This is a genomic window from Amphritea opalescens (assembly GCF_003957515.1).
GTDB classification, from domain to species: Bacteria; Pseudomonadota; Gammaproteobacteria; order Pseudomonadales; family Balneatricaceae; genus Amphritea; species Amphritea opalescens.
The window spans coordinates 51,484-66,430 of the sequence record NZ_RQXW01000003.1 but is presented as its reverse complement, the minus strand read 5'-3'; the positions used below and the strand labels follow the sequence as shown (position 1 = coordinate 66,430).

General features: G+C 46.9%; 12 protein-coding genes and 1 tRNA gene. 10 read left to right on the top strand and 3 right to left on the bottom strand.

From position 1 onward, the window contains the following. Positions 1-40 precede the first annotated feature (40 nt). From zipA to EH243_RS04180, 5 genes are read left to right on the top strand one after another with little or no spacing between them, the layout of a single operon-like run. The gene (gene zipA / locus EH243_RS04200; protein ID WP_126157400.1) at positions 41-1,936 is read left to right on the top strand and encodes a cell division protein ZipA; all 1,896 of its coding nucleotides are present in this window, start codon (positions 41-43) and stop codon (positions 1,934-1,936) included. A 19-nt stretch (positions 1,937-1,955) separates the two neighbouring features. Continuing rightward, positions 1,956-3,986 carry an NAD-dependent DNA ligase LigA gene (ligA, locus tag EH243_RS04195; protein WP_206441507.1) on the top strand — a complete coding sequence of 677 codons (2,031 nt, stop codon included), beginning with the start codon at positions 1,956-1,958 and terminating at the stop codon, positions 3,984-3,986. A 13-nt stretch (positions 3,987-3,999) separates the two neighbouring features. Beyond that, positions 4,000-4,587, top strand: coding sequence for a transglycosylase SLT domain-containing protein (locus EH243_RS04190; RefSeq protein WP_126157399.1), 588 nt, complete (start codon positions 4,000-4,002; stop codon positions 4,585-4,587). Positions 4,588-4,589: 2 nt separating this feature from the next. Further along, positions 4,590-4,802, top strand: coding sequence for a YheU family protein (locus tag EH243_RS04185; RefSeq protein WP_126157398.1), 213 nt, complete (start codon positions 4,590-4,592; stop codon positions 4,800-4,802). A 16-nt stretch (positions 4,803-4,818) separates the two neighbouring features. Continuing rightward, complete coding sequence (locus tag EH243_RS04180) at positions 4,819-5,475, top strand: DUF4126 domain-containing protein (protein WP_126157397.1); 657 nt, start codon at positions 4,819-4,821, stop codon at positions 5,473-5,475. A gap of 37 nt (positions 5,476-5,512) precedes the next feature. Here the strand turns inward: EH243_RS04180 and EH243_RS04175 are convergent, their stop codons facing one another. Together EH243_RS04175 and mnmC are read right to left on the bottom strand one after the other, a co-directional pair. Next, complete coding sequence (locus EH243_RS04175) at positions 5,513-6,187, bottom strand: CBS domain-containing protein (RefSeq protein WP_126157396.1); 675 nt, start codon at positions 6,185-6,187, stop codon at positions 5,513-5,515. A 35-nt stretch (positions 6,188-6,222) separates the two neighbouring features. Next, positions 6,223-8,196: a bifunctional tRNA (5-methylaminomethyl-2-thiouridine)(34)-methyltransferase MnmC2/FAD-dependent 5-carboxymethylaminomethyl-2-thiouridine(34) oxidoreductase MnmC1 gene (gene mnmC / locus EH243_RS04170; RefSeq protein WP_164549045.1), complete on the bottom strand. Its 1,974-nt coding sequence runs from the start codon at positions 8,194-8,196 to the stop codon at positions 6,223-6,225. Between the two features lie 200 nt (positions 8,197-8,396). On the opposite strand from mnmC, the gene EH243_RS04165 reads away from it, so the two are divergent. Genes EH243_RS04165 through EH243_RS04145 form a run of 5 tightly spaced genes read left to right on the top strand, consistent with a single transcriptional unit; the run spans position 8,397 to position 13,955 of the window. Next, on the top strand, positions 8,397-9,287 hold the full coding sequence (locus EH243_RS04165; RefSeq protein WP_126157394.1) for a glycosyltransferase family 2 protein: 891 nt from the start codon (positions 8,397-8,399) through the stop codon (positions 9,285-9,287). Further along, the gene (locus EH243_RS04160) at positions 9,277-10,518 is read left to right on the top strand and encodes a capsular polysaccharide export protein, LipB/KpsS family (RefSeq protein ID WP_126157393.1); all 1,242 of its coding nucleotides are present in this window, start codon (positions 9,277-9,279) and stop codon (positions 10,516-10,518) included. Before EH243_RS04165 ends, EH243_RS04160 begins: the two co-directional genes overlap by 11 nt. A 1-nt stretch (position 10,519) precedes the next feature. Next, complete coding sequence (locus EH243_RS04155) at positions 10,520-11,449, top strand: UDP-glucose 4-epimerase family protein (RefSeq protein ID WP_126157392.1); 930 nt, start codon at positions 10,520-10,522, stop codon at positions 11,447-11,449. A 6-nt stretch (positions 11,450-11,455) separates the two neighbouring features. Continuing rightward, the gene (locus EH243_RS04150; protein WP_126157391.1) at positions 11,456-12,004 is read left to right on the top strand and encodes a sugar transferase; all 549 of its coding nucleotides are present in this window, start codon (positions 11,456-11,458) and stop codon (positions 12,002-12,004) included. A 22-nt stretch (positions 12,005-12,026) separates the two neighbouring features. Beyond that, complete coding sequence (locus tag EH243_RS04145; protein WP_126157390.1) at positions 12,027-13,955, top strand: polysaccharide biosynthesis protein; 1,929 nt, start codon at positions 12,027-12,029, stop codon at positions 13,953-13,955. Positions 13,956-14,763: 808 nt separating this feature from the next. On the opposite strand, the gene EH243_RS04140 is transcribed toward EH243_RS04145, so the two are convergent. Next, a tRNA-Ile gene (locus tag EH243_RS04140) sits at positions 14,764-14,840 on the bottom strand. Between the last annotated feature and the right edge of the window lie 107 nt (positions 14,841-14,947).

Sequence of the window (14,947 nt, the reverse complement as noted above, 5' to 3'; positions counted from 1 at the left end):
TGTGCAATGTATATAAATTAGATAAGGGTAATATCTGGCAATGGAATTAGGATTACGCGAATGGCTGATTATCGGTGGCGTGATAGTTGTTCTCCTGATTGTATTGGATGGTTGGCGCCGGATGCGTGGTAGCGGTAATCGACTGAAGATGAAAATCGATAAGTCGTTAGCCGATCTACCCGAAGTCGTCGAAGAATCCTCCTTTAATCCTGAATTGCCGGGTGGCGGCGCCCGTGTTGCTAATGCAAATATCGCGAATGCTAATACGAATGCTAATAAGAGCGGTGACGTTCGCGCGGATGCTCGCCGAGAACCTGCGTTCGGCCGTACTACTTCCGCTGATAAGACGGAGCCTAGTTTTTCAGATGCCCGTACTGCAGAAGCCCATGTTGAGCCTAGTTTTAATAGCTTAGACCTGTCACCGGTGAGAAAGGTCGAGCCTGAAGTTCAGCCTGCAGCGTCAGCAAAGGCCCAGTCCGCGCCTGAATTAAAGTCTGAGTTAAAGCCTGAGTTAAAACTAGGTGCGCATAAACCTGAGGTATCGAAAGAGCCTCTTGCGACCCCCGCAGCTGATAAACCACAACCTGAGTATGAGATCCCATCCTTGCTAACCGATGTGGCGGATGAGCAAGATCCATTGTTTGCGCCAGCCGATAGCTTTCCTCCCCATCATGATGGCCCTTCATTTGATGAAATGGATGAAGGTGTTTCTGCGGTGCGGGTTGTACGGACAGCTGAGCCGGAAACACTTGTAGAGATTGAGTCAGCAGAACCTTCGCGAACCGATTCCATAAATACCGTTGATGATAGTGATATTGTCGATGATATTCCTATGATTCAATCGATTGTTCAGCCAGAGCCAGAAGTAGAGTTAGAAGCCGAGCTAGAAGTAGAATTAGAACCAGAAACCGCGCCCTTAGTCCGACCTGTTGAAGCAACAGATCAGCCTGATATCGATGATATGTTCTCTGCCGAAGAGGTAGTGGATAAGCGTCGCCCTGCGGCCTACGCCGTCGAAGAGGATGATCTGATCGATTCGTTGCCAGAGGGTTTCCGCAGCGAAACCCGCGATGACATCATGGTTGATGAAGACGAACATGAATTTGATTATACCCGCCCGGTCAGCGAGCTTATGCGTCCGAAACGGGACGATCATCAGCCGTTGCAGCAGGCCAGTATGGATCTGCCGGAACACCAAGAGCGTGCCGCACCTTTAAGAAAAGCCGAACCATCCGTTCAGTCAAAACCAAGGTATGAAGCGCCCATCGAACCCGCTCATTTTTCGGCTATCGATGATGATGAGCAAACCGAACTAACGGGGTTATTTACCGATGAATCGGCTAATGTCGCGGCGGCCTCCCGAGATGAGCCGACAGTCTCTAGGTCAAATCCATCCGCTGATCATGGCCATATTAAGCAAACAGCTGAAGCGCAAGATAAAGCTGAATCGGCTGCGATGGGTATCAAAGGTCAATCGCTGCAGAAAATTCCTGAAGCCGATAAGGTGCTGGTGATCTCTGTGGTGGCCACGGAAGGGGAGCAAAGCTTTTCTGGCCGTAACCTGCTGCAAATTTTATTGGCCTGCGGTATGCGCTATGGCGATATGAAAATATTCCATCGTTATGAAGATGGTATCGATAAAGGCGCGATACAGTTCAGTATGACCAACGCGCTGGAACCCGGCTATTTCGATATCGACACCATGGATAGCATTGAAACCCGTGGTGTGACGTTCTTTATGTCCATGGAAGAACCCCGCGATGTGATGAACGCTTACGAATGTATGTTAGCCACAGCCTCTGCGGTGGCGGCTAATCTCAACGGCGTGCTGCTGGATGAGAACCGCTCCACTATGCGTAATCAAACCAAAGAACATTATCGTGAGCGCATTCGTAAATTCGAAATGCGTAAGCTGAAAAAAACGACAACCGCCTGATAGTCCCAGATAAAAGCCGATGAAACCTGATACCTCTATGACGCAGTTGCTTGAGCAGCTGCGCGATCAATTGCGTCACTACAACTACCAATATTATGTGCTCGATGATCCTCAGGTGCCTGACGCTGAATATGATCGGGTCTTTCGTCAGTTGAAAGCGCTCGAAGATGAACACCCCGAATGGATTACGCCGGATTCTCCGACCCAGCGAGTAGGGGCTGAACCGCTAGCGGCCTTTACTCAGGTGCGTCATGAGATGCCGATGTTGTCGCTGGATAATGCGTTTTCGGCCGAGGATATGTATAGCTTTGAAAAACGCCTGCGTGATCGCCTAAAACTGGATGAAGAGACCCCGTTAGCCTTTGCTTGCGAGCCAAAGCTGGATGGTATCGCTGTCAGCTTGCTGTATGAAAATGGTCAATTAATACGGGGCGCCACCCGCGGGGATGGTAGCACCGGTGAAGATATTACCCTTAATGTCAGAACCGTTGAATCGATACCACTCAAGTTGATGGGTTCTGGTTACCCCGAACGGCTGGAGGTTCGGGGGGAGATCTATATGCCCCGCCGGAGCTTTACGCGGCTTAACGAAGCGGCTTTGAAACGGGGCGATAAACCCTTTGTGAATCCCCGTAATGCCGCGGCAGGCAGTCTGCGTCAGTTGGACCCCAAGATTACCGCACAACGATCACTGGAGATGTGCTGTTATTCCGTAGGCGTGGTCAGTGGCGGTGAACTTCCTGATAGCCATGAGGCGATTTTGCGTAAACTGGCCACCTGGGGGCTGAAAATTAACGCAGAAATGGCCGTGGTGCAGGGGGCAAAGGGCTGTCTTGAGTATTTTGACGCGCTCTCAGAGCGCCGTAACCAGCTCGCCTATGAGATTGATGGGATCGTATTCAAGGTTAATGATATCGCGCTACAGCAGCGCTTAGGCTTCGTCTCAAGGGCGCCTCGCTGGGCGATTGCACATAAGTTCCCCGCACAGGAAGAGATGACCATCGTAAACGCGATTGAATTTCAGGTGGGGCGCACCGGAGCGATCACGCCGGTGGCGCGTTTACAGCCGGTCTTTGTTGGCGGTGTGACGGTGAGTAATGCCACCTTGCACAATATGGATGAGGTTGAACGCCTAGACATCAGAGCCGGCGATAGTGTGATTATTCGGCGCGCCGGTGATGTTATCCCGCAAGTGGTCTCGGTGGTATTGGAACTCCGTCCTGCCAACACCGAGGTCGTTCAACTACCGCAACGCTGTCCTGTGTGCGATTCTGAAATTATTCGTGTGGACAGCGAAGCCGTAGCGCGTTGTTCGGGAGGATTGAGTTGTGCCGCCCAGCGTAAAGAAGCCCTCAAACATTATGTGTCTCGTAAAGCGATGGATATCGATGGGCTGGGGGAAAAGTTGATCGACGGCCTAGTCGAGAAAGAGTTAGTGCATAGCCCTGCGGATCTTTATCGATTACACCATTTGCAGTTAGCCAGTATGGAGCGGATGGGGGATAAGTCAGCGACTAAACTGTTGCAGAGTATCGAGAAGAGCAAGGCGACGGAACTAGCCAACTTTATCTATGCCTTGGGCATCCGTGAAGTGGGCGAAGCGACTGCAAGAACCTTAGCCCTGCATTTTGGCTCACTCGAAGCGGTGATGAGCGCCAGCGAAGAGGAACTTCAGGCGGCGCCGGATATCGGCCCGATTGTGGCGCAGTATATTGTGAGCTTTTTCCATCAGGTGCATAACCGAGAAGTCATTGAAGCGCTTCGTGCTGCGGGCGTTCACTGGCAGAATGTTGAGGTAGATCATCAGGATCTGCCATTAGCGGGGCAAACCTGGGTGCTGACGGGTACACTTGAGCAGATGCCGCGTACAGAGGCTAAAAAACAGTTGCTGGCGCTAGGGGCTAAAGTGGCCGGTAGCGTCTCGAAGAAAACCGATTGTGTGGTGGCGGGTCCAGGGGCCGGCTCTAAATTACAGAAAGCCGAAGAACTTAATATCCCAGTAATGGATGAACCACAACTCATAGCATTGTTGGCAGACTATAACGATTAAGGAAGACAAACCCATGCAGCGCTCGATGTTTTACCGGTCAATCCCTTTGTGTTTGCTGAGTGCCTTGTTGTTGCAGGGCTGTAGTCAGATTGCTGACGTCGTTCCGGAACGGTTTGCCAAGCCTGATAATCCATTTTGCCGTGGCCTCTATCAGAATAACGATTGGCTCGATGCTGCGGTAGCCACCGAAAGCCATTGGGGGCTGCCTCTGCATATCGCCTTGGCTGAGTTAAACATGCCGGTGGGTACCGATGCCAGCGAGTATATCCAGCCGCCTTATGCCGATTGGGAAGAGTATCGCCTAGCGAGTGAGAACTGGTCGGGTTCGGTGGCTGAGATTGACACTGCGCTGGATTATCTTGGCTGGCATGCGCAGATGGCCAGTCAGCGTAACGATCTAGCGATGAACGATGCGGGCAAGCTCTATATCGCATCACGCATCGGCCATGGTGGATTGCGTCGACTGGAATATCATCCCGATCCGGTGCTACTTCAACAGGCGGAACAGGTTGAACAGCGGGCCGAGCAATACCGAGAAGACTTAAAATCTTGCCCTCGTATACGAGAGCGTGCCGACAGCTTCTTTCGCTGGCCTTGGTAACGATGATTATTCCTTGGGAACAACTTCAAACCGATACCCTCACCAGCCTGATTAAGGAGTTTGTAACCCGTGATGGGACAGACTATGGTTTTAATGAAACCAGCATGGATACGCGTATCGATCAGGTTAGGGCTAAACTGACTAGCGGTGAAGCCGTGGTTTTGTTCAGTCAGAGTACAGGCCTGTGCAATATAGTGGCTCGTGAACGTTTATAGTTGAACGAGGTAGGTCATGGATCAGTTAGAACAGATTACCGCCCTGATTGCGTTGACCATGGGGGTCGGTTGGGCCAGTGGTATCAATCTTTACGCCACCATTTTGATGCTCGGGTTAGCGGCCAATATGGGTCATTTTGAGTTACCTAGTGGCTTAGAAATCGTTGCAGATCCGATGGTGTTGATGGCCGCAGGCTTTATGTACTGTGTTGAATTTTTTGCCGATAAAATCCCCGGTGTAGATACCGGTTGGGACACCCTGCACACCTTTATACGTATTCCCGCAGGAGCAGCGCTGGCCGCCGGTGCGATGGGTGATATGAATCCCGCGGTTATCGTTGCAGCGGCTTTGGTTGGGGGCTCTCTGTCGGCGACCAGTCATGCTTTCAAAGCGGGTGGACGAGTGATGATCAACACCTCCCCCGAACCGGTGAGTAACTGGGCCGCATCCATTACCGAAGATTTGGCGGTGTTTGGTGGCCTGTGGGCTGCGTTAAACTATCCTGTAGCCTTTCTTATCGCGCTGGTGCTGTTTATTGCGCTGGTCATCTGGTTGCTGCCGAAAATCTGGCGGGGTATTAAAAAGGTGTTTGCCTTTCTGGCCGGTTTATTTGGTAGTCGAGATGAGACTATCCGCCTAAACGAAGAAAACGCATTACCGCCTAAGCGGTAGTGAACAAGCCGTCATTAAATCGTGGCAAAGGATGGAGTTAGCGGCTGTCCAGCCACTCGTTATTGATGAGCGACTGCAGTAGATCGGTACGGGTGATAATCCCTTTCAGCGTACCGTCATCCTCCACAACCGGAATACAACTCAGGTGATGCTCCACACAACTGACGGCCAATTGCCGAATATTGGTATCCGGCGTGGCGGTGATCACTTGGGTGGAATAGCAGCGTTCGATGGTGTCCTCAATGGTATGTTCTTGCGCCCCTTGATAGCTTAGGTATTGCAGCAAAAGTTTTTCCGTCACTATACCCATGAGTCGTCCTGTCCCCGATAGCACCAGCAGGTGACTGATCGAATACTGTTTCATTTTGTATAGCGCCGACTGAATCTTACTGCCCTCTAAGACCGATTGTATCGGATAGGACATAATCAGCGAGGCCGGTATATAAGCACGGTGCTCTAAGCTGTTATTGTCGCCCCCAGTTTGGCTATAAACCGATGCTGCTTTACGGGCACTGCCCTGAGCATGGCCTTGGCCGCTGGGCGCGATATCATGTTGTTGTGACTGATCGACCATCTCTTTCTCATGGTCTCGATCACCACCGGCGGGGGCGGTATGGGTAGACGCACCGAGTTGTTCCACTCCACGGGGAGCAAACAGTGATTTAACCGGTGTCTTGATGCGGTATCCCTGGTCGTAAATAACCAATGCCATAACAGTTCACTACGCTTCATATTGAATCAATTAGATTATATCGCCCGGCGGATCAAATTCTTGATGATAAATCGTGCTGGGATGAGTTTATCGATCAGTTCTTTCTCCAGCGGTAAGGGCTCATTTTCCAGCATCGCCGCGATAACCTCTCCACTAATAGGACAACTAATCAGCCCTTTAGATCCATGGGCGAGGTTAACAAATAATCCAGGATAGTGTTGTGGCACTGTTTCGATCACGGACTTTGCATCGTGTCGCAGCCGAGCATAATCCTTGATAAACCCATCATAGACCGGGGCGGGGCCGACAATCGGCAGCTTATCAGGTGATGCACAGCGAAAGCCGACGCGGCCGCTTAGAGGATGATTGACATGGTACTGCGTCAGCGCATCACCGAGATCGGGCGCCATATTGGTGATCTTTGTGAGGTTATGCTGGTGGCCTGACTCGCGGATATCGGTCAATGGATCTTTAAGCTCGAAGGTCGCGCCGAAGCAATAACGCCCTTGTTGTGTAGGAGAGATATAACCCTCGCTACAGAGGACGGTGTTAAGCTCAGGTAATCCCGAGTGTTCATTGGTGATAGACACCTGCCCACGAATATTCTGAACTGGAAGATAGCTAGTCTGCTCAAAGGCCACACTATCGGCGGCTGACGCGATGATGCATATCGCTGCGGTCAAGGGTTGGTCGTTCTGGGTGAAGCAGTGCCACTGGTGATCATCCCGTACGAGTCGAGTAATCTGAGTATCGGTCATGACCGTAATATTGGGGTGCTCACATAACCACTGGCACAATAACGGCGGTGACACCCAGCCGGCTTCAGGAAAATATAAACCACTGTTACTCACTGTGGTGCCCGCAATCTCAGACGCTTCCTGCTGCTCGACATAACGAACCACGGAGTCAGGGTAGTTACCGGACTCGGCCAGTTTCTGATGCTTAGCCTGTTCTTTTTCATGGGCAGCGAGCTGTAGTAAACCGCAGGGTGACCAGATATCAGAACGATCAGAGAGATATTGGCTCAAAAAATGACTGCTATAGAGATAGCCCGATAGATGGATACGGCTGGTGGGTATGGGCTCAATGGGGAGCTTGGCATACAGTGCCCCTTGATGGTTGCCGGAGCCTTCAGCGGCAATCTGTGGATGTCTGTCGACCACCGTAACCTTCCAGCCACGTTTCGCCAATGAATGGGCCGTAGAGCAGCCCGCAATACCTGCACCGATCACAATGGCGGTTTTCTCTCCACTGTGTTTTAGGGGTAATCGCGCCCATGCTGGGCTTTCCGGTGGGTGTTGATCGGGTTTATCAGCAGTAAAAGTGCCCACGAACATCTCCCGTTTACGACCAAAGCCGGTTACTTTTTTTACCGTAAAGCCTACATCTCGCATACCGCGCTTAACCACGCCAGCGCAGGTGAAGGTGGAAAAGGTTGTTTCCGGCTTGCTGAGACGACCGATCTGCTGAAACAGTTCAGGGCACCACATCTCAGGATTTTTCGCTGGCGTGAAACCATCGAGGAACCAAGCATCCACTTGAGCGTCAAGCTGGCGGTAACAATCAACCGCATCACCCAGCATCAAGGTCAGCGTAATACGACCGTCATCAAAAAAAAGTTGATGAAATCCCGGTGAAGGCGATGGATACTGGACAATAAGCTGTTCAGAGAACATGCTAAGCTCTGGCCATAGGGCGAGGGCTTGGGTGAGATCATCCAATGCGATAGGGTATTTCTCAACACTCACAAAATGTAACTTAGCTGATGCCGGCGCTTGTTCACGAAACAGCTTCCACGTGGCGAGAAAGTTAAGCCCCGTACCGAAGCCCGTTTCGCCGATGGTGAAGGTATCAACTGCCGCAAAGCGTTCGGTGAGTTGATTGCTATCGTGAAACACGTGCTTGGTTTCGGCCAAACCATCTTCGATGGAGAAGTAGATGTCGTCGAAGAGGGCGGATGTGGGTGTGTCGGCAAGCCAATGAAGCTTAGTAGATGAAAATTTAGGCATGTTGGTCATTATTGGTGATTTTACTAGGGATTATAATGATTTTGGTGACGCTATTGTACGTGATAAGTGGATCTTATTTCGTATAATGCGTACGCGAATTTGATGAATTTCAGAATAGATCTGTGTGATCAATTGCAAGTTATTCGTGCATTATATAGATTATAGGTTTCTAGTTTAATTTTCTGAGGTATTTTTTTGAAATGTGTTTGATATCGTTTGTTATACCGCATTATAATAATTCAGATACAGTAATAAAAAATATTAAAATATTGCTGGGTTTTGATTTTGGTTTCGATTTTCAGATCATTGTTGTCGACGATTTTTCGATTAATAGTCATTGTAATGCTATTGCTGAATATATTAAGATTAACGCTAATGGTTTAGTTAAAATGATTGCTCTTCCTCGAAATAAAGGAGCTAATTTCTGCAGAAGATTAGGGTTGAGGTCTGTATTTTCAAAATATGTAGTGTTTTTAGACTCTGATGATGAGTTGACGTATAGCTACTTATCTAGAATTGCTAAAATAGATCATGATGATATAGCATTCGTTAATGTTGAATACTATAAAGATAAAAATCTTTATTATAAATGTGCGCCGTTAGGTGTAAGTGAAAAATCTACGGTAATTGATAATGGCTCTAAATTACTGTTTGTTGATAATTTTAATGGTGTAGGAATACAAACTTCTGCTTGGATATTGGAAACAAAAAGTGTGAAAGGGTATTATTGGCCGATTGGTGTCAAAGGGCATCAAGATTGGTTGTTTTTAATGAAATATCTTACATGTAAGCGAAAGGTAAAGTTCATAAAGGATATGACGATTGAAAGACATTTGACAACTGATGGCGGTCATATTTCCAAAGGGTTGGATTCTGGATTCTCGATAGATTTTTGTAAAAGAAATCGTAAGCTTTATTCATATAAAGCGTATTTGTTTTTTTGTATTTCGGTCGTTTCTTTGAAGAAATTAAAAGAATGCAAATCACTGAGTGATCTGTTCCTTGGTTTTTTGTTTTTTGTTAATATTTTTCGTTTTCCTTTTATTAGATATGTGTATCATCGCCTGAGTATGATTAAAAATGGGAAATAATGTTCTAGTATTTGATCCGGTTAATTCTTTTTATCCGGTGAATTTAGGAATGAAACTGGCTCAAAGGTTAGCTGGGCAATGTGTTGTTGTTGGTTTTAATCCAGGTTCTATCTTATATACTACTGGATTGAATGTTTTATATGAATCTCCTTTTGAACAAAAAAAAATAGATTTATCAGAACTTGAAATGTCGAATGACAACCTTATGGGACTGCATTGTAAGATTAATTCTATAGATATTTCTGGCGATTACAAAGATCCTTTGATTAAATATATTATAGATTACATTAGGTTTTTGTTGAATAAATACAGTCCTAAATTTATTATTTGTTATAATGACTTAAGGGTTCCTGCTCAGATTTTAAATTTTTTTTTTAAAGATGAAGTGAATATTATAAATCTTGAGCTTGGTCCTATCAGAGGACGTACTGTTTCATTTGATAAGGAAGGGTGTAATGAACGGTCAAGCTTTTCTAAAGGTGATTGTGATTTTAATTTAAGTGGTCTTGATTATTTTGAGAAAAAGTTGGAGTTGTATGATTTTAGTGATTTGTTTTTAGTTTTTATGAAATTTAAAAATAATATATTTTTCTTGATGTATGTTGTTTATATTTACTGGCTGTTTTTGTTTGATAGGGAAAAGGTGTTTTTTGTACATAAGATTCCTTCCGTAATATATTATGCTAAAAGATTTTTTATGTTTCGTCGAAATAAAAAAAGATGTTTTATTGTTGGTAAAGGTGAGCATGTAGTGTATGTTCCTTTGCAGTTGGAACATGATACTCAGTTTTTATCAAATATTTTTTTTGATTCTAATAATGAATTTGTCGACTGGATTAAAAAAAACTTTGATTTAGATAAATACTGTTTTCTGATTAGGCCTCACCCGTTAGATGTTAATAATTATGAGGGAGTGGGTGAAGCTAATAATAAAACAAATGAAGATGCTTTAGATGAGTGCGATGTTATCTTGACTATAAATTCAACTGTTGGTTTTGAGGGGCTGAAAAAAGGGAAAAAAGTCTTTTGTCTTGGTAGGTCTTTTTACACTTCTCTTGAAGGTGTAACTATAATCGAGGATATTGGAAAGGATATTGATCTTAATAATAAGCATGGAGTGGTTTCTGTGGATGGTTTTCAGAATATGTGTTTGTTTGGGGATTTATATCTGTTCAATGAAAAGCAGATTGTCGATAGTGTTGAACTTATTATAAAGGCTTATCATACTTAATATGACTATTTTCTTGACGGGTGTATCTGGTTTTATTGGTCGTGGTCTTTATGAGAAATTATTAGACCTAAATGATTGTTCTGTTATAGGAGGGACTCGATTTAAAACATTGGACTCTGGGTTTGCGTTTGTCGAATATGGTAACGTAAATGCAGATACTAGCTGGCTCAAGCTGTTATATAATTGTAAGGTGGTTATTCATGCAGCTGGGGTTGCTCATATTAGTCAATATTCTGTCGATACTTCAAAGCTATTTGCGCGAGTTAATGTCGATGGAACTCTCAACCTAGCTCGTCAAGCTGCTTCTTCGGGTGTTGAACGTTTTATTTTTATTAGCTCTATCGGAGTTAATGGCAATCAGAACCATATTCCTTTTACCGCTGAAGATGTGGCTGCACCTCAAGAGCCCTATGCGCAATCTAAGTACGAAGCAGAGGTGGGTCTACTCGCGCTGGCTAAAGAAACCGGTATGGAGATTGTGATTATCCGTCCTCCGTTGGTATATGGGCCTGATGCACCGGGTAATTTCGGTAAATTAGTGCGGCTAGTTGAAAAAGGTATTCCGCTGCCTCTTGGGGCTATCCACAATAAACGTTCATTTGTGGCGCTTGATAACCTCGTGGATCTTATTGTGACTTGCATCGATCACCCTGCGGCGGCGAATCAGGTGTTTCTCGCTGGTGACGGCGAAGATCTTTCTACTTCTGAACTGTTAAGAGGCATCGCTACAGCGATGGGTAAGCCTTCGCGGTTGTTGCCGGTTCCAGAAAGTTGGTTGCGCTTTGGTGCTAATTTATTGGGTAAGGAAGAAGTGGTTGATCGTTTATTAGGTTCTTTACAGGTCGATATCAGTAAAACACGTGATATGCTGGGCTGGACGCCGCCGATATCAGTGGAAGAGGGGCTTAAACGGTGTTTTGCGAAGGAGTAGCTATAAGTGTTTCGTGTTTTGGATATTATTTTGTCATTGTCCGGTTTAATACTGGGAATGCCTGTATTGCTACTGATAACTCTCATCGGTGTGTTTGATACGGGCTCGCCGATTTTTTGTCAGCAGCGTGTTGGGCGCAATAAGCAGCCGTTCACATTGGTTAAGTTTCGGACCATGAAGGTGGATACCGCGTCCGTTGCTACCCATCTGGCCGATCGAGCATCGATTACTGCCTTCGGTGCTTTCTTACGTCGTACTAAGCTGGATGAATTGCCCCAGCTTTGGAATGTGCTTATAGGTGATATGAGCCTTGTAGGGCCTAGGCCTGGATTGTTTAATCAAGCCGAGTTAACGGCTGCTCGTGAGTCGCTGGGTATTTATGATGTGCGTCCGGGGATTACTGGATTGGCACAGGTAAATCAGATTGATATGTCGACGCCGCAGTTATTAGCTGAGTGGGATCATCGGATGATTCAAAGATTATCATTGAAGCATTATTTTCGTTATCTTTTACTGACTGTGATCGGTCAGGGTGCGGGCGATCGCGTTAGATGATGTTTTATTGTAGGGCCTGATTGTGCTGCAGTTATTATTAAATTCTACCCGCCAGCAGAAAAAAGCAATTTTTGTTCTTTTTGATCTGCTGGTGTTGCCTATTTGTTGCTGGTTTAGCTATGCATTGCGTTATGGCGACTGGACAGCCGTCAATTTTGTTCATTGGCCTGCATATCTGATTGCGCCGGTGATCGCGATCCCTATTTTTATTAAGCTGGGTATGTACCGGGCGATTATTCGCTATATCGGTTATCGAGCTCAATGGACGGTTGTTAAAGCCGTGTCTCTATCGGTATTAGTCTGGGCCGTTGCCGTCTATATGATGGCGCTAGATTACAATACGCCGCGGTCGGTCATTTTTATTTTTGGCTTGGTATCGGTGTTAGTGATCGGGGGTAGCCGTATGGTTGCTCGCTGGATTATTCTGCATCAATTTCCCGGTGGCGATAGTAAGGCTCAGAACCATTCAGATCGAGTGCTGATCTACGGAGCTGGTTCGGCTGGCCGACAGCTGGCAACCGCATTGGGCGAATCCGGAGAGTTTGCTCCCATCGCATTTGTGGATGATGATCGAACCTTGATTGGCATGGATATTAATGGTCTCCGCGTCTACGAACCGGCCGAGATTAGTGGATTAATTGAACGTTACGATATCGATTCAGTTTTATTGGCTGTTCCATCGGTATCGCGTTTTCGACGTAAAGAGATTGTCGATTCGTTGAGCGTATTTCATCTTCGCGTGCTGACCCTGCCGACACTGTCGGATATTGCTGGCGGTAAGGTGAGCACTAGTGATGTGCGTGAAGTGGATATTGCCGACCTTCTTGGGCGTGAAGAGGTTCAACCGGATAAAGCATTGCTCGATGCCTGCATCTTAGAGCAAAGCGTTTTAGTGACGGGGGCGGGGGGGTCCATTGGCTCTGAGCTGTGTCGTCAAATTATCAATCAACGCCCATCAATAATCATTCTTTATGAGCAATCAGAGTTCGGGCTTTACAGTATTGAACAAGAGTTAAAGCAGTTATGCTTTGACGGCGTCACGGTGATTCCGGTGTTAGGCTCAGTGCTGGATCGTACTTATCTTGAACGTGTTCTTCGCCAGTATCATGTGAATACTATCTACCACGCGGCGGCCTATAAACATGTGCCATTGGTCGAGGCCAACATGATTGCTGGTGTGCGGAATAATTTAATGGGTACGTGGAATGTGGCAGAGGCCGCCATTGCCTGTGGTGTGGATAACTTTGTGCTGATCTCTACCGACAAAGCCGTACGGCCTACCAATGTTATGGGCGCTAGTAAGCGGTTTGCCGAGCTTGTGTTACAAGCGCTGAGTCAGCGGGAACAGGGTGGCGTACGTTTCGCGATGGTACGCTTTGGTAATGTATTGGGCTCTTCCGGTTCGGTTATTCCTTTATTTCGTCGGCAGATCAGTGAGGGAGGGCCGGTGACAGTGACTCATCCTGAGATTACCCGTTATTTCATGACGATACCTGAGGCATCATCATTAGTGATTCAGGCAGGTTCGATGGGCTCTTCTGGTGATGTGTTTGTGTTAGATATGGGTAAGCCTGTAAAAATTAAAAACTTGGCTAAGCAGATGATCAACCTGACAGGGCTGTCAGTAAAAGATATTAAGAACCCCGATGGTGATATAGGAATTACCTATACGGGGCTACGTGATGGCGAGAAGCTCTATGAGGAGTTATTAATCGGAGGCAATGTTCAAGCGACCGAGCATCCGATGATTATGCGCGCGTGCGAGGTGATGCTTAAATGGAATGAACTCAAGCCCATATTGGATCAGATGATCGATGCCTTGGATCATTACGATTACATTATGGTGCGTAAGTTGTTGCTTGAAGCTGTTGATGGTTATGATGCGCACCATGAAATCGTCGACCCTATGTATGCTCCCATCGAATTAAAGAGTTCTTTTTTAAACAGGTAGAGTGCTGATGAGCTGTGCGAATCGCACCATTGGTGCGGTTCGTTCATCACTTCGCCTAGGTGTCGAACCATCGATGCGGTTCATTCCTCACCGGCATCCTACGTGTTCGGTTGACGCCTTATCGCCCCTAGAAGCGGCTCCCACGCCGGCTAGCGATTATAACGCTCAATTCTCAGATAGGGGCCGCCTCTGGCGGCGATATTATCAGGCTGGTATAACAATGGCCTGACTAAGTTGATTGGTGCGGTTCATTCTTCACCGATATCCTGCGTGTGTTCGGCTGAGGCCTGATCGACCTTGTCGGATTCCACGCTTAGACTCCCAATTCTCCTGTAGGAGTCGCCTCTGGCGGCGATATTGTCAGGTTTATATAGCAATTACCTGATCAGATGGTGCGGTTCGCAAAGCTCACCGGAACCCTACATGGAGAAATAATGTCTTTTGTTAATTTAACTGCGTTGAGGTCTTGCAGGAATTGGGCTTATGATTGATGTATCTCTATTAAAGAGTGAGTCGAGCTCTTTGTCTTTTGGGTGGTGCTTAGGGTGGTGGGTCTTGCAGGACTTGAACCTTCGACCGATACTGCTCTATTAAAGAGTGAGTCGAGCTTTTTTCTTTTGGGTGATACTTGGGGTGGTGGGTCTTGCAGGACTCGAGCCTTCGACCGATACATCTCTATTAGAGAGTGTGTCGAGTTTTTTTTGTGAAGTTTTGAAGGGGTGGTGGGCCTTGCAGGACTTGAGCCTTCGACCGATACATCTCTATTAGCGAGTGAGTCGAGCTTTTTTCTGTGAAGTTTTTAAGGGGGTGGTGGGCCTTGCAGGACTTGAACCTGCGACCGATCGATTATGAGTCGAGCGCTCTAACCAACTGAGCTAAAGGCCCCCATAGGGATTTGGCTGAGATTACGTTAGGGTGAATGGTCAGCCGGAAGACTGCCATGTTGACTAAGGTAAAGGCCACTCTCTGGGAGAGGACGCCCATAATACCAC

Excerpts from the sequence above, each read along its gene's own strand:
- zipA (WP_126157400.1), top strand. The coding sequence starts at position 41 with ATGGAATTAGGATTACGCGAATGGCTGATTATCGGTGGCGTGATAGTT.
- ligA (WP_206441507.1), top strand. The coding sequence starts at position 1,956 with ATGAAACCTGATACCTCTATGACGCAGTTGCTTGAGCAGCTGCGCGAT.
- EH243_RS04190 (WP_126157399.1), top strand. The coding sequence starts at position 4,000 with ATGCAGCGCTCGATGTTTTACCGGTCAATCCCTTTGTGTTTGCTGAGT.
- EH243_RS04185 (WP_126157398.1), top strand. The coding sequence starts at position 4,590 with ATGATTATTCCTTGGGAACAACTTCAAACCGATACCCTCACCAGCCTG.
- EH243_RS04180 (WP_126157397.1), top strand. The coding sequence starts at position 4,819 with ATGGATCAGTTAGAACAGATTACCGCCCTGATTGCGTTGACCATGGGG.
- EH243_RS04175 (WP_126157396.1), bottom strand. The coding sequence starts at position 6,187 with ATGGCATTGGTTATTTACGACCAGGGATACCGCATCAAGACACCGGTT.
- mnmC (WP_164549045.1), bottom strand. The coding sequence starts at position 8,196 with ATGCCTAAATTTTCATCTACTAAGCTTCATTGGCTTGCCGACACACCC.
- EH243_RS04165 (WP_126157394.1), top strand. The coding sequence starts at position 8,397 with ATGTGTTTGATATCGTTTGTTATACCGCATTATAATAATTCAGATACA.
- EH243_RS04160 (WP_126157393.1), top strand. The coding sequence starts at position 9,277 with ATGGGAAATAATGTTCTAGTATTTGATCCGGTTAATTCTTTTTATCCG.
- EH243_RS04155 (WP_126157392.1), top strand. The coding sequence starts at position 10,520 with ATGACTATTTTCTTGACGGGTGTATCTGGTTTTATTGGTCGTGGTCTT.